Genomic DNA, 19,282 nt, shown 5'->3' on the forward strand with positions numbered 1-19,282 from the left:
TATAAAGGAAGATAAAATTATGAAATAAGGATTTTTACATGTTGTATGAATTCTAATATTTATTCAATTATATGGTAAATTAAATGAAGAAATGGAGGGCTCTAATTGATTGATAACATTGTTGCATACAAATTGGTAATATCATTGCTTATGACAGTTATTATAATCATTAGTTATTTATTTTCAAAGGCTCACAGAAATTTTTTAAAATTTTTAATCTTTTTTTCGATTACTTCCACATTAATATATTTATTATGGAGAACATTTTATACAGTACCAAAATTAAACATATTGAGTTTAATTTTAGGAACCATCTTGTTGACAGCAGAGTGGATAGGTTTTTTTCAATCTTGTGTTTATAAATGGCTGTTTTGGTCGAATAAGAAGGTTGAATATATTCCAATTGAAAAATTTGAAAAACTTCCAACAGTAGATATATTCATTGTAACATACAACGAATCTTTGGATATATTAAGAAAAACAGTTTCTGCATGTAAAAAAATAGATTATCCGGATAATTTATTCAACGTATATGTGTGTGATGACGGAAGAAGGGCTGAAGTTAAAGAGCTATGTGATGAATATAAAGCTCATTATATCAGCAGAAACGACAATAAATATGCTAAAGCGGGAAATGTTAATAACGCTTTGAGTCAAACAAAAGGTGAATTTATATTGCTGTTAGATGCCGATATGATTCCCAAAAGGAATATTTTGAAAAGAACATTGGGACAATTCATCGATAAAAGTGTGGCTTTTGTGCAGACCCCGCAAATATTTTATAATTACGATCCGTTTCAATACAACTTATATTTTGAAAACAGTATTCCAAATGAGCAGGACTTTTTCATGCGAGATATAGAAAGCGGCAGGTCCGTTCATAACGCCGTCTTGCACGTTGGAACCAATGCTGTATTTAGAAGAAGTTCTTTAGACGCAATAGGGGGAATACCTACGGGTACAATCACAGAAGATATGGCAACAGGAATGCTTTTACAGGCAAAAGGATTTAAAACTATTTTTATTAATGAAGTTTTAGCTATAGGCCTTTCGGCTGAAACTTTTTCTGATTTGATAAAACAAAGAGACAGATGGTGCCGTGGGAATATTCAGGTAGCAAAGAAATGGAACCCGCTTACAGTAAAAGGTTTAAACTTAAAACAGCGGATTATATACTTTGATGGTGTTATATATTGGTTTTTTGGTGTGCAAAAAATGATTTATATTTTAGCACCTTTAATATATTTAATTTTTGGGATTGTACTTTTAAATGCAAGGGTAATTGATTTACTGTTGTTTTTTGTACCGTATTTTTTATCATCTGTATTGTTTTTCAGGAGTGCAGTCGGAAAAAGAAGAAATATCACATGGAGCAATATTTATGAAATAGCAATGTCGCCTTATATTGCACTTTCTGCTTTATCAGAGCTTGTTTTTGGAAACGGAATTAAATTTAATGTTACCCCGAAGGGCAGAACGAGGGGTAAACCGGAATTTTTATGGAAATTAGCGATGCCCCATATTATATTGTTTTTGGCGACGATTTATGCATTAGTAATTACAGCGTATAAATTTTATACTGGAAATATCCATTTGATAGATGCTTACATTATTAATATCTCATGGGCAATATATAATGGGTTAGGTTTGCTTATGGCAATCTTCATCTGTTTGGAAAGACCAAAATTCAGGAATAGTGAAAGATTTGATGTGGGTTTGTTTGGAAAAATTGCAGTAAGCAAATCAGCTTCAGAGGAAGTTGCATGTACTGTAGAGGATATATCTGAAAATGGAGCCAAAATAAAATTTCAAGGGAAAAATACAGATCAATTGAAGACAGGAGATGTAATAAATGTTTATGTTGACAGAGTTGGAGAAATAAAAGCCAGAATTTGCTGGATTTCAAAAGATAGGAGTATTTTGGGAGTAAATTTTTTTGACCTTTCCAATGATCAATATGATGAACTCATACAAATGATGTTTGAGGATGAATCTAAATTTGATTTTAACTATAAAAGGAGATTGGGAGTTTTTAGCAGCATTTTTATGGCTGTTAAAGATTTATTAAAGTACTATGCTTAATTTTGTTTTTTAAATTGTAAAAGTCAATATATCCTTGTACAAAAAGTGGAATATAATTTTGTACAAAAAATATACTAAGATGCATTCGAAGAACTGTTAAAATATTCAACTTTTGATTTTAATCTATATGAAGGTCCCTTTATTGATATAACATGCGAATGATGAAGTAATCTACCTAATATTGCATTGGCTAATGTTGCTGATCCAAATACTTCTGCCCAATTTAAAAAGGGCATATTAGTTGTAATAATTGTACTATGCTTTTCATATCTTTTAGATATTAGCTGAAAAAATATATTTGAAGCATCTGTGTCTATTGGTAAATACCCTGCTTCGTCTATTATTAACACCTTATATTTTGAAAAATGCTTTAATCGGATTTCTAAACGGTTTTCTGCTAAAGCCTTTTTAATTGAGTCATCAATTCTTGAAAATGAACGAAATATGTAGAATATCTGTGTTTTGCACATTCTATCCCTATGGCGGTGGCAAGATGTGTCTTGCCTACTCCTGGAGTCCCTACAAACAATATATTTTCGTTATTTTCTACAAATCTTAAACTTTTTAAATCAAGAATTTCTTGTTTGTTTATGCTTGGTTGAAATTCAAAATCAAAATCATCAAGTTCTTTTAAAAAAGGGAAGTTTGCTACTTTGACACATGCAAGTATTGCTTTTTCTTGTTTTGATTTTATTTCTAAATTGCTTAGTTCATATAGAGCATCTATAACACTTTTTTCTCCTGATTTAATCATGTTTAAATATGTATCTATATTATTTTTTATGTTATTTAATCCAAGTTCTCCTAAATTGTTTAATAGCTTAGTATAGTTACTCACACCCTCACCTACCTATGCAATAATTTATCCAATTCGTTAAGATTATTTGTGCATATTTGTTCAATGTCCTCTTTGTTTTTGATAAGATTTTCTATTAGTTCTCTATAATGAGATTCGTGATAATTTATCTTTTTATCACTTAATATATGGACAGATATCAAGTCTGTGTTAAAATATACATGTAACTCATTTTCTACTGTTTTAAGAGTTACAGTTTTATTTATATATTTTGGAGGGACTGAGTATCTACTACCTTTGTAATATATCATAGAATCTTTATGGACAGTTGCTTTTTGTTCGAAGTTCATATAACTTTCTATGATATCATTACTTGGCATAGGAGATAGATACTCCTTTTCTTTTTGGAATAATATTATCGGTTGTATCCCTGTTGACTGATTTGTAGATTGATTAACTTTTTTGTTTATTTCACCAATTATCTTTATTAAATCTTCTTCATTCTCAAATTCACCATTGTATGGCAGTAGCCAGTCAATAAATTTATTAGATGATTCCACCTTTCCTTTGGTATATGAGTGTCTTGGCTTACATAAGCGTTTCTTAAAGTCAAAATCATTTGCAAATGCTTTTATTTTATTATTTATCTTCCTCCCCTCGTTTGTTATATCAACTATTGTTTTCATATTGTCAAAAAGGTCTCCTGTAGCTTTAAAAGCGTTTATCAAGCATTAAATTACATCTTGTTGTGTTTTTGCTTTCCTATATTCAAAATAGCAATATCTTGAATATCAACGCTTATAGTTAAAAACATTAAAAATGAATTCTTCTCCATATTTAGAAACTAACTTTATCTCTTCTTTCCAATCTACCTGGGCTTGCTTTCATGCATGAGTTTCAAACCGTGGATGACCACTTACTTTTTTAGCAGGTTTCAAGTCTTTTCGCTTTACATATTTGTTGAAATTAGAATATGTTCCAATATCATAATTTTTAGAAACAAAGTATTCGTATACTCTCTTTACCGTAACCCACTTTATTTCAAGTTTTGCTATTATTTCATCATAGTATTTATCTAATTTACTTTGTTTGTTTCTTGTTTTTTGTTTGCCTTCATATCCTTCATAATACTTTTTAACAGTTCTTCTATCTACTCCATATTCCCTTGCTAGCTCTGAAAAATTAGTTTTTATCTCCATAGCCTTTAATATGCTAATTTGACCTAATAGATTTTTCATTGCTGGTATCCCTCCTACGAACAGAAGGATAACAAATTTTTGTACAAATTTGTACATTTTTATTTTCCACTTTTCGTACATTCTTATTTTATCATTTTCAAGGAGAGAGGTGGAGAGAGGAGGGAGCACAACAAGAAAAAATAGCGATAGCAAAAGAAATGCTGAGCGAAGGTATAAGCATTGAAAAAATTGCTAAAATAACAAAGTTGTCTGCTGAGGAAATAAAAAAGTTGATACATTGAAAAATGAATAATGAGCATAACAATCTGTGATAAATTAGATGTTATGCTCATTTTTTGTTAGGCAAGATTATTTATTAAAGTATTTAGCACGTTTTTTGCAATATATGTGGTTATAACCTATAAATTTGTAAGTCGCATGAAAAGATTATCTTGATGAAGATAAATATTATGGTAGTCATGTACATTATCAGGTTTCTTCATATGAATTTGCAGTGGGTACAAAAGAAAAAAATGAATAATAAAGTAAAATAAAAGAAGGATTTTGTAGAATTATGTAGAATATAGATATATACGAGCTATGAAAGTTTACAAGACTTAAAATTTGTTGAAGCTAATATGTAGAAGGTGTCGTCTACCTTAAATAGTGTAAAAAGTATGGGAGATCGACGAAATTGTTATATTCTATTTTGTAGAAATTTGTTTAGAATACTACGGTTTGTAGAATTATCAAGCTATGAGGTTGACGGTTATTTTAGAATTTGAATAAAACTTATGGCTTTATTTGAGTATATTTAGACGGATATTTAGCCTACCTATTAGGAATTGAAACCCTCGATTTCGTATAAATTTCAGCAAGTGCATCTTCATATTTAGCCTACCTATTAGGAATTGAAACTACGTAAATGGTATGAAGCCGAAATTGGACTGATAGCCATATTTAGCCTACCTATTAGGAATTGAAACTATTTGAATTTGCTTATTATGAAGTTATTAAAGATAATATTTAGCCTACCTATTAGGAATTGAAACAATGTATTCCTGAAAGTATTGGATAACCCTCTTCAGGCATATTTAGCCTACCTATTAGGAATTGAAACAGCTCTTTCAAAACTTGCTCAATGCCTTTTATTGCATATATTTAGCCTACCTATTAGGAATTGAAACTCATAATATGCTTCATATTCATCTCGTGTGTGTGAAAATATTTAGCCTACCTATTAGGAATTGAAACCAAAAGAAGGCGCATGAGGAACAAAACAAAAAAGAAATATTTAGCCTACCTATTAGGAATTGAAACCGACACTGGCGGGAATGTATGGCTTGACAAACCAGATATTTAGCCTACCTATTAGGAATTGAAACGCTGTATTTTGATGTTATACAGCACTGCTAAAACTCTGAATTTTTAGCCTACCTAATAAAAGAGTTAATAAAAAATATATTTGCAAAAGAAGGAAATTGGAATAATATGTCGAATTACTTATTAAAATGTAAATTAATAAGTAATGGAGGTAGTTCTAAATGAATGTTTTTATAGCGTTGATAGGTTCGAATCCTTTGCCTATTTATGCAGTGTTAAATTACTTATTAAATGACAGCAGGGAAGATAAAAAAGAATTGCCATGTCCTGATGTAGCATTATGTGTTTATTCTAGAGATACATATAAGTATTTTAAGAATATTGAAAAATTAATCGGTAATAAATTAAAATTTGAACAAATTGATTTGGGGTTGTATGAACGTGATCCAAAAACAATAAAGGAAAATATAAACGAGAAATTGTCTTCATTAAACGAAAAAGATTCTATTCAATCTATTCACCTAAATTATACAGGTGGTACTAAGGTCATGTCTGTAATTAGTTATAATGAAGTAAAAAATTATTGCAAAAATAATAACATCGAATGTATTTTTTCTGACTTAGACCCAAAAACAAATAAAATCAATGTTATAGCAAATGATGATACAGAGGTAAAGAAATATCCATTTGATGGAGACTTAAGAGATTATATTAAAGTTAAGGCTTCCACTCTTTTTAAGCTACATAATATGGAAGCAAATGAAGACATATTAGATGGTAAGTTATACTTTCCAAAAATAGACATAGATACATTTTCAAAAAAAGCTTTAGATTTATTAAATAAAAATAATCAAGATTTCAAAAATGCTTATAATCAACTAAATGAAGAAATTAATAAAATAAAAAATAATAATGGGGATTTTAATAAATTAAAAGAAATATTCGGAGATATTATTCCGTATAAAGATCTTAAAAGCGTTGATAATGAACAACTAATATCGTTAAAGGAGTTTTTAGATGGTAAATGGCTGGAGGACTATATTTTACAGCATTTAAAAAATATTAAAGATGATGTAAAGATAGATAACTTATATAAGTCAGTTAAAGTTAAATATAATAATAGAGAATGTGAAGTAGATGTTATAGCCATAAAAGGATATTGTACATACTTATTTTCGTGCACAATATCACAGAAAATAAAAATAATTAAAGAAAAAGCATTTGAGGCAATTTACAGAGCAAATCAACTAGCAGGTGAACATGCAAAAGTAATTGTAGTAAGTCCAATATCCAGTGATAAATCTAAAGAAAATAACAATTTAGAAGAACTTAAAAAAGATCTTTCATCATTTGATGCTATAAATAATAAAAATGTAGAATATTTATCAATAGACAATTTAATCGATACTGAAAAGCTTGAGAATAAATTAAAAAGTGTTTTTCAAGATGGGGTGGTAGAATGATATTTTGTTTGTATGATTCGACTGGGATACAAAACTATATATTTAGCTCAAATAAATTAAAAGAAATTGTTGGTGGCTCTGAATTAGTAAGAAAAATGTTTAAGGAATTTTTGATTGATGCAATAAAAAATTGTAATTTCAAATATTCAGATGACGATAAGGATAATATGATGGATATTGATGTCAGGATTGTTTATATAGGCGGTGGAAATGCTGCTTTACTATATAAAGATAAAAATATTATGAAAAAGGTTAATGAGGAATTTTCAACTATTTTATTAAAAAAGGCTACTTCAATTGGATATGTTACGGCTTATTGTGAAGTTGATATACACAAGGATGACTTTAAAGAAAAAAGGAATGAATTGTTAAATAAATTAGAACAAAAGAAAAACATGAATTTCAGAGGGACGAGACTTCTTGGATTACCAATAACAAAACCTTCTGCAAATAATGAGTATCCAGCTATATATTCATTTACAGAAGACAATAGAGAGATATACATATCAACTGAAACTAAATGTAAGAGAGATATATTAACAAATAATGATCAATTTAACAATTTTAATTATAATGGAGAGAAATATGAGTTTCCAATGGAATTAGATGAGCTAGGACAATCAGAAGGTGAGAATTACATAGGAGTTGTACATATTGATGGAAATAATATGGGACATGAAATAGATGAATTTTTATCGAAATTTGATGATTTTACTGAAGGCATGAAAGCCATGAGAGAATTATCAAGTGAAATTGACAGAGTATATAAATTGTTTTTTGAAGATATGGTAAAAAATTTAATAAACAATATTAAAACTGAAAAACTAAAATTTTTAGAGTTGAAAAATAATAAATTACCCATTAGACCAGTAATTATGGAAGGTGATGATATTACTTTTATATGTAATGGTAAATTAGCTTTAGGATTAGCAGTTGATATATTAAAATCTATTAATAAAAAAAATAGTGCAAAAATAAGAAATTATGAAATTCCTATTTCTGCTTGCGCAGGTGTAGCTATAGTAAAGAGTCATTTTCCAATTGATAGAGCATACAGAATAGCAGAGAATTGCTGTAGTTCAGCCAAGAGGAAAGGGAAATTTCTTAAAGGAGAAAACGAAGCGGTTGGTAATTGGATTGACTTTCATATAGTAAATAGTGGAATGACTAATGAATTAGATGAAATGAGGGCAAAAAATTATAATTTAGGTTTAAAGGATCCATCATTGCCATCATTGAGCGGAGATAATAATAAATTGCCTCAATATAATTTACTTTATAGGCCGTGGTGTATTATAGATGAAGGAAAATATTCGTGGGGAAATTTTGAAAAAATATTTGAAAGTTTTAAAAACTGGCCAAGATCAAAATTAATGAATCTAAGAGATGCTTTTTTAGAAGGTCGCGAAGAGGTAGTTGATTTTATGATTGAAGCGAGAAGTAAAAAACTTGATGTGTGTAAAATTGATGATGTGAGTTGTAAGAGCTTGTTTGACACACATGATATGACACCATATTATGATGTGATTGAAGCATTTGATTATTACATTGAAATTTGAGAGGGAAGGGTTAAAATGCATATAGAAGTTGAATTAAAGTCGGATTTATGTATTTCTTCTGGCGAGGGGCTATCAGGGATAATAGATGTCGACGTAATTTATGATGACAATGGCATACCGTATTTGCCTGCTAAAAGATTTAAAGGTATTTTAAGGGAGGCCGCTGAAGATATTTCAGATATTTATCCTGAGAAATATTCGCAGAAAATTATTAATGACTTATTTGGCGATCCCGAAACAAATTCTATTGGTGAGCTGTATATTGATAATGGTTATATAGAAAATTATCATATTATTGCTAATTTTATAAAAATATGTAATAACAACAAAAGCTACAAAAATTTATTCCCCAAACAATATATAAAGTCATATTTTACAAATATTCATCAACAAACTGCTATAGACAGAAAGAACGGAATTTCAAAAGATAAATCATTGAGAGTCATACGGACAATTAAAAAGGGAAATTTATTTTATTTGAATATAAATATTAATAGTATGATAGATTATGATAAAAAAGTTGAATTGCTTAGAGATGCATGTAAAATTATCCGACATATTGGACTATCAAGAACGAGAGGCTTAGGCGAGGTAAGGTGTGAATTAATAGAGAACAACATTAATGAAATTAATAAGAGAATAAATATTAATTCTGATATATGCGATAATAATAAATATAAATTAACATACATAATAGAATTGTTATCTGATACAATTGTTTCGAATATTGGTGGTAATAGCAATGTGACTAATAGTTATATACCTGGTGGTAACATTCTTGGGTATTTTGCGACACAGTATATTAAAAAATTTAAAATTAATGATGCGGAAAATGATCCTATTTTTAAAAGGATATTTTTATCAAAGGATGTCAGCTTTTTAAATGCATATCCAACAGATAAAGAAAACAATGACTATATACCTGTACCAGTAAGTATTGTCAAACAAAAAGACAAAGAAAACTATTTTGATTTGGCTCATGATCAGGATTATGAGTATATTAAAAAAGAAAGAATTCAAACAAATTCATTCTCGAATAATTATATAAATATTCAAGGTAAGTATATTAATATTATAAATCCAAAATATGTACTGCATTATCATCATAAAAGACCTGAAGATAAATCTGTTGGACATGCTACTAAGAAATCTGGTGAATTTTATAGTTATCTATCTTTATGTGCGGGAGAAAAATTTAAAGGTGGCATAATTGGCAGCAAATCGGATCTTGGATTAATAAAAGAACTTATACCAGAGGATTCAATAATTTTTATAGGAAAATCTAAAAATGCGGAATATTCAAGGGCTAAAATATCTTTTGGAGAAATAGAAATGCTTAATAGTGAAATTAATATAGATGATGAAGAAAAATTGATTATAACACTTACTTCACCAATGATACTGTGTAATGAATATGGCAATATTGATTCAGATCCAAGGAATTTTATAAAAATAATACAAGAAGAATATCCTTCTCTTGTGTGTAATGATAAATATTTTATAAGGCACGTTACAGTATATGGCTTTAATTCGAAATGGGGATTGCCAAGGCAACAAGTTCAAGCATTAGCTTCTGGAAGTGTTTTTGTCTTTGATATAAAAGATAAGAGTAATGATTTTTCAGGACTTTTAACAAAAGCATATGGCTTGAGGACAAACGAAGGATTTGGAAGAATTGCCGTAAATATTCATGGATTTAAACCGCTAGAAAAAAAGGATAATGAAAATGATGAGTTTGTCGATATGAATTTAACATCACAATATGTGAAACCGTTAATAATTTATATAGAAAGAGAAAAATTAAAAAAAGAATTAATCAAAAAAGCTATAAGTGATGCAAAAAATCAAAATTATGGACTGAAAAATATGACAAATTCAACTATTGGTAGGCTAAAAACTTTATTAAAAAAATCTAATAGTGAAGAACATTTTAAAAAATTATTATCGGAAGAATTTAAAAAAGAAAGAAAAATAAATGGGGTAAAAAAATATTTAGAGGATAATACCTTTATCAACATTTTACGAGGATTAGAAACATATCAAACTTTTAAAAGTTTAAATATCAATTATATGGAAGATACAAACATAGTAAATGAATTGTTTGCTTTTTATTATACAAAATTATTTAATGTACTAAGATATTTAAAAAAGGAAAAAGAAGGTGCAAGGAATGCATGATAATAAAATAGAAAGGGTAATATTTGTTTCAGGAATTTTAAAGTTAGAAACACCTTGTATGATAGGTTCTGGTAATGATACTAATACAGATATAGATGTAGTAAAAGATAATGAAGATATACCTTATGTACCGGGGAGCTCTATAGCAGGTGTATTGCGTAATTTCTTATCAGATGGATCTAAAGAGGATGATGAACCTGAATATGTAAAGTATTTATTTGGGAAAAGGAATAGTGACAAAAATAATGATGATGGTGAATCAACAATTAGCTCCATATATTTTTATGATTTAAGCATGATAAACTACAGAAATGATAGAATTAGTACACGTGATGGTGTAAAGCTTGATTATGAAACAAAGACGTCAATAGAAAATAATAAATACGATTATGAAGTTATTGAAAGTGGAAGTTGTTTTCTGTTTAGAATGGAAATACAGCTTAGACGAAAATTATCATATTTAAATGATAAAGTCGAAAGTATTTTATACAAAATTTTATATTCTATGATAAATGGAGAAATAAGATTAGGCGGAAAGACTAATAGAGGTTTAGGAAAATGTACAATTGATAAAAACACTATAAAAATTCTAGATCTCAATTTTAATGATAAAGAGCATTTAGAAGAAAATTTGAATAAATGGTTTAATTTTGACTGGGATTGTTTTGTTGGTAATAAAAAGTTGGATGAACTTAAACATGAAACACATATAAATAATAGAAAAACAATAAAAGTCCCGCTAAATATAGAAACATCGATAATTATAAGAAGTTATAATAACCTTGAAAATTCTGATCAAAAGCATATAACAAGCAATGGTATACCGGTTATTCCTGGTACAAGCTGGGGTGGTGCTATAAGAAGTGGATGCTATAAGATACTTAAATTGTTTTATGATAAATTGTTAAAGCTGGATGATTATAAAATTAATGATAAAGTTAATTCAAATATAAATTGTATTTTTGGATATGTAGACAATGAAAGCAAAAAAGCAAAATCATCAAAAATATTAATTGAAGAAGCAAAAATTAATAATGGTAGAACATTGTATCAAACGAGAGTAAAAATAGACAGATTTACTGGTGGTGCGGCGGAATCTGCACTTTTTAATGAAGAGCCTATTTATGGTGGAGAAACATATCTAACTATAAAAGTTAAATCAGAAGAAGAATGGATAATAGGGTTATTAATATTGGTGATAAAGGATATACAAAATGGTTTTATCCCAGTAGGTGGTGAAGCTTCAGTTGGTAGAGGCATTATGAATGGAGATAAAATATACATTGATAATGAAATTGTCGATCTGAATACTGAAAGAAAATATCTAAAGAGTTTATATGATTTCATAGTAGGAGGTGTATCAAAGTGAATTCCATTGATATTGATAAAATAAAATCTTTAATTCATAGATTTTGTGAAAGTAGATGCTGCAATATTTTATTACAAAAAGATTATGAGGTTCTTTTAGGTATTGCTACAAAAGATACAATTTGTTTTTATGGTGATAATAAATTTGATGAGGAGCATATAATTGATATTCGTGTTTTTGATAAAAATGGTGAACTACATATCTGGAAAATAAATGACGATTTTTATTATAGATTTAAAGAAGATAACTTTGAAATTGACAATAATATAGATCATAATGAAAGGATTTTAAAAGATAAAAAAATATTTGTGGAATATCCGATAGTTTTTGGTTCTACGATTGAAAAAGCTGATGGAAAATGGACAATTCTTAAAGAGAGGGAAAGAGGTATAAAAATATATTTTCCATATGATATATCCTGGGAACAATTGCCGATTAGATATAAGGTTTATAACTATTATGATTTTGATGAGGATGGGATTTTAAGATTTTATGATGCAAGGTTATGTGGATTTTTTGATAAAGATTTTAAAGAGTTGGAGAGTGAGATAATATGACTTGGAAGGAAGATGCGAATATAAAGTTTGTGAATCCGTATAATTTTATATCATTAGGAAATGAGTGTAATAGGAAGAGTTTTGATGATTATATAAATAATAAAGAATTATTAACAGGCTACATTGAATGTGAATTGGAAAATTTAACACCAATTTTTATACCTAATACAACAAATGAAAATGCATTTACAGACAATGAAAAATATAAATCTTATGACTTTTTCTCGTATGATGATATACGTAATCAAAAACGTACATCTGAATATTCAGAACCTGTTATACCGGCAAGTGAAATAAGGGGTGTTATACGTTCTGCATATGAAGCTTTGACAGATTCATGTATGTCAACAATAGACGATAGTGATATATTAAGTAAAAGAACAACAATACCGGCAAAATCAGGCTTATTAAAAAAAGAAAATGGGGAATGGAAACTATATGAAGCGGAAAGATTAATGATAAAAGTAAAAGACTGTTCAATTGATAATGCACAAAATTTTAAAAATATTTTATCAAAATATAACGAAGGGGATAAGATTTATTTTAAGCGAAGCAAAAGATATAAAAATAAAAATTTTATGCCATTTACAGTATCAAATATATCAAATATTAACGTTAAAGATTATGAAGAAGGTTATATTCACTTTGGAGAGGATTTTATAAAAAAGCATCATGAGTCTATATTTAAATTGGGTAAAATGATAAAAGACATAGAAATAACAGATGATGATATAAATAGATTAGCTGGATTGATAGATATATATAAGGAATTAAATAAAAATAATAGGAAATATGAAAAATTTAATGATTTGCTAACATCAAAAGATTTTAAAAATGGTAAGAGAGTACTGCCGGTATATTATTCTACTTATAAAAAGGATGGTAAGAATTACGTATATCTTTCGCCTGCATGTATTGGAAGAGAAGTTTTTTCAAATAGATTAAGTGATATCTTAAAGAGTCAAGGAGGCTATCAACCTTGTAGTAGTAGAGAAAATTTATGTGAAGCTTGTGCACTTTTTGGCTTTACAGGTAATGGTAGTGAAAATAATGCATTAGCATCACGCTTAAGATTTACAGATGCAAAAATAAAAAACAAAAAAACTCGTAATGAAGATTACTATGATGAAATTTGTATTTTGCCTGAATTAGCATCTCCAAAAATTTCGGCAACAGAATTTTACCTTGAGCGACCATATGATGATAAAGGAAAGACATATGACATGTGGAATTATGATTATGCATTTAACTGGAATTATAAAGATAGAAATGAACAAGATGAACAAATTGAACAATTTGATAAATATGTTCCTAAAATAAGAGGAAGAAAATTTTACTGGCATTCTAAGAAAGCTAAATTTGTCTATGAGCAAAATGAAAGAAATTGTAAGGTAAGACCATTAAAGAAGAATAATGTATTTAGTTTTAGAGTATATTTTGATGCTATAACAGAAGATGAACTAAATAAACTTGTATGGACACTAAATATTGGTGATAACAATAATACGAATTGTCATAAGATTGGCAGAGGGAAACCAATTGGTTTTGGTACAATAAAAATTAGAATAAATAAAATCATAAAAAGAGATATATTATTTGATGGCGATACAATATCATATAAATTGAGTAAATATGAAATAGATTTAAAACAAAATAGACCGTTTGATTATAATAAGAAAAACGTACAAGAATTTTTAAAAATTACTGATTTTATGAAAGCTCCGCAAAATATAAATTATCCAATAGGCGAAGATAAAACAAAACCTGGTAAATCGAATAGTGTAGCATCACATCAATGGTTTATAGGAAACAAACAGATTGGTTATGGACATAAAGATGCTAAGATTAAAGCAAGTGGTACAAAGCCTATCATATACAAAACTTTACCGTATATATTAGATAATGATATTACTTTAAATAAACTATATAAGGAGAGGAATTAAAAATGTATTTATGCTTCACATTGATTTTTAAAAGAAATGACGGATATCAGGAGCCTTTTCAATTAATTTATGAGCCTTGTCCGTGCTGGAAAAAGGGTGATAAATGCATAATCAATTTTAACGAAAGCCCGCATTATCAGAAAGGTTCTTTTAAAGAGTTTATTAAACATATTAAAAGTATTGATTTTGACAAACAATGTGTTTTAATTGCAGATAAGAACTGGAGTAATAATTCTGGATATGATGATAATAATACTTTAAATAGAATAATTGAGGATATAGAAACAGAGGGCTTTAAAGTGGTAGTTGTTCAATTTTAAAAGAAAGCTTGCATAATTTCTTCCATTTTTTATCTTTATATATTGTTTGCTGTATGAGTTTAGGAATACAGTAATAATTATTGTATATGATTGATGCTGGACAAATTGCCTAATTTGGGGAAGCAAGTTGAGCGGAATAATAAATTCAAATGAACAACCGTAAAATAATAAAAACGCAATACAATGATGGCAACAGGATGTTAATGGTAAAATAAAATTACCCGGTGTTGTCTAGAATGACTTTATAGTTTCGGGCTTAGGATTAATGAGGCTTTTTCTATAAAAATGTATAACATCGACTTATGGCACGGTTATCTACTTCATAAAATAAATACAATAAAATCATACCGGGATACCTTTATATTGTTATTTCGCATCCAATCTATATAGGGGACTTCCGGGGGCATACATCTGTGACGACAACTGAAGTTTATGCCAAGGTAAATCCGAAAATAAAACGAAAAGCCGTAGAGGACTGTGAGCCCTAATGTCTTGCCACCCGAAAAATATACAAGAGGGAAAAGCAAGATATGGTGGATTGGCTGAAGACGATTATGTAACTAAAATGTTATGTGAATTTGAATGTTGTAAATTCTCAGTAAAATCCACTGTTTAGCATTCAATTTCGTATAATAATTAACTTTCCATAAAATGGGATAGGATATCTTCTAATAACACGAGAAGGAACAAATATGTCCTTTCAGCTTATATCGGCACTTCATGAGCAAACTTCAATTGTTACCATGTTGAATAAAGGAATGGAGGGCTGGAACGAGCTATTAGGTGATCTTGCTCTTACAACAGCAATACTGGATAGATTAACATAGAGGTGTGAGCTTTTTAAAATGACAGGTAAAAGTTACAACCTTAAACACAGGCAGTCGTTCTTGAATGGATAACTGGGAAAAATTCAGGTAAATTATTTTCCTAAATTTGTCGGAAAGTACTTGTCTTTTACAAGGGGGGTTATTATTACTTGTCGATTGTAAATGAAATAAACTATAAAAAGTTGCTAATGTGGCAGAAGCTTCTTTAGTTGAAAAAAGAGAGCATAAGATATTTTACCTATATTTAAAATTTTAAGCTTAAAGATGTTTGTTAAGGAATTTAATCTTTAAAGCTGTTATTATCAATTATAAATTGACATATGTATCAATAAAAATTAAAATAAAGATAACAAGAGAATATTTAATCCTGAAAAAGGCAAACTTAGAGAAATCTAAGGACGCAAAATTATGGGCCTAAGGCGATTAATCGCTATGGTTGCCAAATTGCCAGGAACTCCTATATGGGGTTCCTATGAGACTTCATATAGGAGGGATAATATGATTAAAAGAGTTGTTGTGATGGTTTTGATTCTTACTTTTATATCTTCCATAATTGGTTTTCGTTCATATGAGGCTAAAAGTAATATAAATATCCAGAATGTAAAAGTAAATTTTGCAAATAATACAAAGATTACAAATTTAGCTCTTGATTCCTTTAGAAATAGCAGAAATAACGATAATTTTGTGTATAAAAATATATCTAAAGTATTTTATCTTTCTGGATTTCCAGGAGATATTAAATCAAAAGATTTTAATACTGGAGAAGTAGTAACCTTAGTAAGCGGCAATGCCGGTAACTTTGACATTTCAAAGGATGGCCAAAAAATGGTATATGCTTCAAATAAAACCGGAGCATGGCAGATTTATATAGCAGATGTAAATAAAGATAAATTATCAAATATACGCATGTTGTCAGACGGAATTTCACGTTCAGAAGATCCTCGTTTGTCTTGGGATAACAGTAAGGTTGTATATAAAAGAAATGGTGATATTGTCGTATGTGCGCTTGATGGTTCTATCATACAGGAAATTACAAATACACCTGACACTGAAGAATGGGCACCAAACTTTGCACCAGATGGAAGGATAGCATATACAAGAGGTATAGGAGACAAAAGCCAAATAGTCGTTTGGGACAACAGTAGGGAGCAGATAGAAGCAACTGGATGGTACCCCGCTTTTGGAGATGATGGAAGTTTATACTTCATAGGAAGATCCAATGATGATGAAGATGATATCTACCGCATTCCTCCAGGTTCAACTTATAAAGAGTTATTACCTATTAATGCTTCAGGGGTAAGCGAAGCAGACCCACATTGGGTGTTAGGAACAAATAAATGGTTGGTATTCAACTCAGAACGCGGCAATGATGAACACAGGTATGAAGGATATATTGCTGATATCACTACTAACAAGGTCTTCAAGATTATTAGCGATACTAAACCGGTATTTAATCCGATTGTTATCATAAAAAATTGATGAAAAAATACCATAATTGTTAAAATATCCAGTACTTAATCCCATAAGCCCCAATACTGAACCTGGGAATTAAGTACTGGATTATGTTTGCAATGGTAGTTTAAAAGGGTTAAAAAAAAGCAAAAAATAAAGTTTAAAAGTGTGTACACTAAATTGCAATAATAAATGCAAAACTTTGGAATGCTTTTTTATCTTGTGTAATTAATGTATCTTTGATAAACTAGAATATTTGGAGAAATTTTACAAAAAATTTTCGCAGGTGGTATTATGAATATTAATAAAAATAAACCAACTCCTTACGATGCTCTTAAGAATAGATTGGCTCGGTTATTAATAGTTACTGCAACTTTAGGGGCATGGACCCTATTGTTTTTAGCTATTATATGGGCCTTAGGTGCAATTGGCTGGTACCTACTTGCAAGACTATGGCTAAAAGAGCTTTTTGTACCCAGTGCTGTTTATCAAACTGTCACAGTAGTTCTTATTGCAATCTTATGGGCTGTACTGCTTTGGTGTAGTGCACTTTTATGGTCCCGCTACCACTATCACCGTTATTACCAACGTAACCATAGGCAACTTTTATTCCCAGCCATTAAGACACAGAAGCTTTTGTGGCAGGAAAATATTTTAGATACCTCATCTTTCGCTGTTTCAACTTCATTGCCTATGTCAAAACTTTATTCAAAAATCATATCAGATAGTGCAAGTTATAAAGAAACTGCTGTTGCATCTGAGAATAAAGAAAATCATAAACGTTACTCTAATGAGATGTTTTTTATTGATACAACCTTAAAGGAGGATCTTCATGATGAAAATGGAAAAATCATTTTATCAGCAGGAGAGATAATTAGCCCCAAAAAGCTTGAACAGGTAATTGCCTGCGGGTTATACGGTGAATTTATAACCAAACTGTCAAGACAATCTTTTTTTGAGGAGGAGAACAAATGAAACTAATCAAGAATATTTGGTGGTTTCTCGGCTGGTATGTTTTTCTTTATCCTTTTGCTTTAAGCATACTTTGGTCTATATTAGGATTCTACTTTTGGTGGCGACGAGAAAGAAACCTTGATAAAAAAAATTGGCCTAATATTTGGCCTCCTGTTACCATCCTTATACCATGCCACAACGAGAGTGAGAGTATTGCTGCTACATGTACCAGTTTAAGCTTACTTTCTTATCCCGATTATCAGGTGGTTTTTATCGATGATGCCTCTACAGATGATACAGTAGCAGTCATAAGGCATTTTCTTTCTTCTAATCCCAATTTTCACTTACTGAGCCTTACTCAAAACTGTGGCAAGGCCCAAGCGCTGAATTATGCACTTGCAACAAGTGTAACAACCTCAATAACTGTAGTAATCGATGCTGACACCATTCTGACGCCTGATTCATTAAAATATCTTGTAGCTCCTTTTTGCACACAACCAAGGCTTGGAGCTGTTACAGGAAATCCATTGGTTGTTAGACGTATGAATATCTTAGAAAAGCTGCAGGCAGCAGAGTTTGCTTCTATTATAGGACTTATCAAGCGTTCGCAGAGGGTTATCGGACGTGTCCTTACTGTATCTGGATGTGCTACTGCTTATAGGACAGAAGTCCTTAAAGAGATTGGCGGCTTTTCATCGCGTACTGCCACTGAAGACATTGACATTACTTGGCAGATCCAGCGTCATTTTTATGAAGTATGGTTTGCGCCACAGGCAGTTGCTTTTATACAATGTCCCTCTACCTTTAAGGAATATTGGAAGCAAAGATGCCGCTGGGCACTGGGAGGATGGCACCTTTTACGCACACACAAAGATATCTTTAAAGATTTAAAATGGCGATATCTTTACCCCACATACTTAGAATTTGTGCTCAGTTCTTTTTGGGCCTTTGTTTTTGTGTTAGGAACAACATATTGGTTTATTACATATTTTTTTACATCATCACCCACTGGTTTTAGTCCAATTCCGGCATGGTATGGTGCTTTGATTTCCATCGCATGTATTTTTCAAATGGCAGCAGCGCTCTTTTTCAATCATCGGTATGATCCAAAGCTTTATCGTACATTTTTTTGGATTCCATGGTATCCTATCTTTTTTTTCGCTTTTGGTGCGCTTACAATGGTCTGGACAGCCCCAAAGGGCCTTTTCGGAAGCCTTGAACATGCTGGCAGGTGGAAAAGCCCAAAACGGACGGTTTTAGGAAGATAATACATCAAAAATA

13 protein-coding genes, 2 pseudogenes, 1 CRISPR repeat array and 1 riboswitch are annotated in these 19,282 nt (G+C 29.9%); of the genes and pseudogenes, 13 read left to right on the plus strand and 2 right to left on the minus strand.

The window, feature by feature from the left end; translation table 11 throughout:
• Nucleotides 1–105 precede the first annotated feature (105 nt).
• Nucleotides 106–2,082, plus strand: a complete 1,977-nt coding sequence (locus CPG45_RS13175; protein ID WP_096232347.1) for a glycosyltransferase — start codon at nucleotides 106–108, stop codon at nucleotides 2,080–2,082.
• 74 nt (nucleotides 2,083–2,156) lie between these two features.
• Here the strand turns inward: CPG45_RS13175 and istB are convergent.
• Nucleotides 2,157–2,836, minus strand: a pseudogene (istB, locus tag CPG45_RS18300) (IS21-like element helper ATPase IstB).
• A gap of 92 nt (nucleotides 2,837–2,928) precedes the next feature.
• Nucleotides 2,929–4,116: pseudogene (istA, locus tag CPG45_RS13185) on the minus strand (IS21 family transposase).
• 47 nt (nucleotides 4,117–4,163) lie between these two features.
• Between istA and CPG45_RS18305 the strand changes: the two are divergent.
• From CPG45_RS18305 to CPG45_RS13240, 12 genes are all read left to right on the plus strand, one after another.
• A complete protein-coding gene (locus CPG45_RS18305) occupies nucleotides 4,164–4,358 on the plus strand; it encodes an Rpn/YhgA-type helix-turn-helix domain-containing protein (protein WP_350354086.1) in 195 nt (64 codons plus the stop codon).
• A gap of 520 nt (nucleotides 4,359–4,878) precedes the next feature.
• A CRISPR array of direct repeats spans nucleotides 4,879–5,441; the repeat unit is 30 nt; unit sequence ATATTTAGCCTACCTATTAGGAATTGAAAC.
• A gap of 159 nt (nucleotides 5,442–5,600) precedes the next feature.
• The gene (locus CPG45_RS13190; RefSeq protein WP_096232348.1) at nucleotides 5,601–6,842 is read left to right on the plus strand and encodes a PDDEXK family nuclease; all 1,242 of its coding nucleotides are present in this window, start codon (nucleotides 5,601–5,603) and stop codon (nucleotides 6,840–6,842) included.
• Entirely contained in the window at nucleotides 6,839–8,401 is a 1,563-nt protein-coding gene (locus tag CPG45_RS13195) for a Cas10/Cmr2 second palm domain-containing protein (protein WP_096232349.1), read from the plus strand. Before CPG45_RS13190 ends, CPG45_RS13195 begins: the two co-directional genes overlap by 4 nt.
• A 15-nt stretch (nucleotides 8,402–8,416) precedes the next feature.
• Complete coding sequence (locus CPG45_RS13200) at nucleotides 8,417–10,579, plus strand: RAMP superfamily CRISPR-associated protein (RefSeq protein WP_096232350.1); 2,163 nt, start codon at nucleotides 8,417–8,419, stop codon at nucleotides 10,577–10,579.
• Nucleotides 10,572–11,948 carry an RAMP superfamily CRISPR-associated protein gene (locus CPG45_RS13205; RefSeq protein ID WP_096232351.1) on the plus strand — a complete coding sequence of 459 codons (1,377 nt, stop codon included), beginning with the start codon at nucleotides 10,572–10,574 and terminating at the stop codon, nucleotides 11,946–11,948. Before CPG45_RS13200 ends, CPG45_RS13205 begins: the two co-directional genes overlap by 8 nt.
• Complete coding sequence (gene csx19 / locus CPG45_RS13210; protein WP_096232352.1) at nucleotides 11,945–12,505, plus strand: type III-D CRISPR-associated protein Csx19; 561 nt, start codon at nucleotides 11,945–11,947, stop codon at nucleotides 12,503–12,505. Before CPG45_RS13205 ends, csx19 begins: the two co-directional genes overlap by 4 nt.
• On the plus strand, nucleotides 12,502–14,448 hold the full coding sequence (locus tag CPG45_RS13215) for a TIGR03986 family type III CRISPR-associated RAMP protein (RefSeq protein ID WP_096232353.1): 1,947 nt from the start codon (nucleotides 12,502–12,504) through the stop codon (nucleotides 14,446–14,448). The genes csx19 and CPG45_RS13215 overlap by 4 nt, the downstream gene beginning before the upstream one ends.
• Nucleotides 14,449–14,450: 2 nt before the next feature.
• A complete protein-coding gene (locus CPG45_RS13220; protein ID WP_096232354.1) occupies nucleotides 14,451–14,768 on the plus strand; it encodes a hypothetical protein in 318 nt (105 codons plus the stop codon).
• 656 nt (nucleotides 14,769–15,424) lie between these two features.
• Nucleotides 15,425–15,595 carry an ATP-binding protein gene (locus CPG45_RS13225; RefSeq protein ID WP_255405178.1) on the plus strand — a complete coding sequence of 57 codons (171 nt, stop codon included), beginning with the start codon at nucleotides 15,425–15,427 and terminating at the stop codon, nucleotides 15,593–15,595.
• A gap of 365 nt (nucleotides 15,596–15,960) precedes the next feature.
• A riboswitch (cyclic di-GMP riboswitch) is annotated at nucleotides 15,961–16,047 on the plus strand.
• A gap of 46 nt (nucleotides 16,048–16,093) precedes the next feature.
• Nucleotides 16,094–17,074: a TolB family protein gene (locus tag CPG45_RS13230; RefSeq protein ID WP_096232356.1), complete on the plus strand. Its 981-nt coding sequence runs from the start codon at nucleotides 16,094–16,096 to the stop codon at nucleotides 17,072–17,074.
• A 267-nt stretch (nucleotides 17,075–17,341) separates the two neighbouring features.
• On the plus strand, nucleotides 17,342–18,022 hold the full coding sequence (locus CPG45_RS13235; protein WP_096232357.1) for a hypothetical protein: 681 nt from the start codon (nucleotides 17,342–17,344) through the stop codon (nucleotides 18,020–18,022).
• Nucleotides 18,019–19,269, plus strand: a complete 1,251-nt coding sequence (locus CPG45_RS13240; protein ID WP_096232358.1) for a glycosyltransferase — start codon at nucleotides 18,019–18,021, stop codon at nucleotides 19,267–19,269. The genes CPG45_RS13235 and CPG45_RS13240 overlap by 4 nt, the downstream gene beginning before the upstream one ends.
• The last annotated feature ends 13 nt before the right edge of the window (nucleotides 19,270–19,282 follow it).

This window comes from Thermoanaerobacterium sp. RBIITD (assembly GCF_900205865.1).
Classification (GTDB): Bacteria; Bacillota; Thermoanaerobacteria; order Thermoanaerobacterales; family Thermoanaerobacteraceae; genus Thermoanaerobacterium.

Coding starts and splice junctions, on each gene's coding strand:
- CPG45_RS13190 (WP_096232348.1), top strand. CDS start 5,601: ATGAATGTTTTTATAGCGTTGATAGGTTCGAATCCTTTGCCTATTTAT.
- CPG45_RS13195 (WP_096232349.1), top strand. CDS start 6,839: ATGATATTTTGTTTGTATGATTCGACTGGGATACAAAACTATATATTT.
- CPG45_RS13200 (WP_096232350.1), top strand. CDS start 8,417: ATGCATATAGAAGTTGAATTAAAGTCGGATTTATGTATTTCTTCTGGC.
- CPG45_RS13205 (WP_096232351.1), top strand. CDS start 10,572: ATGCATGATAATAAAATAGAAAGGGTAATATTTGTTTCAGGAATTTTA.
- CPG45_RS13215 (WP_096232353.1), top strand. CDS start 12,502: ATGACTTGGAAGGAAGATGCGAATATAAAGTTTGTGAATCCGTATAAT.
- CPG45_RS13220 (WP_096232354.1), top strand. CDS start 14,451: ATGTATTTATGCTTCACATTGATTTTTAAAAGAAATGACGGATATCAG.
- CPG45_RS13230 (WP_096232356.1), top strand. CDS start 16,094: ATGATTAAAAGAGTTGTTGTGATGGTTTTGATTCTTACTTTTATATCT.
- CPG45_RS13235 (WP_096232357.1), top strand. CDS start 17,342: ATGAATATTAATAAAAATAAACCAACTCCTTACGATGCTCTTAAGAAT.
- CPG45_RS13240 (WP_096232358.1), top strand. CDS start 18,019: ATGAAACTAATCAAGAATATTTGGTGGTTTCTCGGCTGGTATGTTTTT.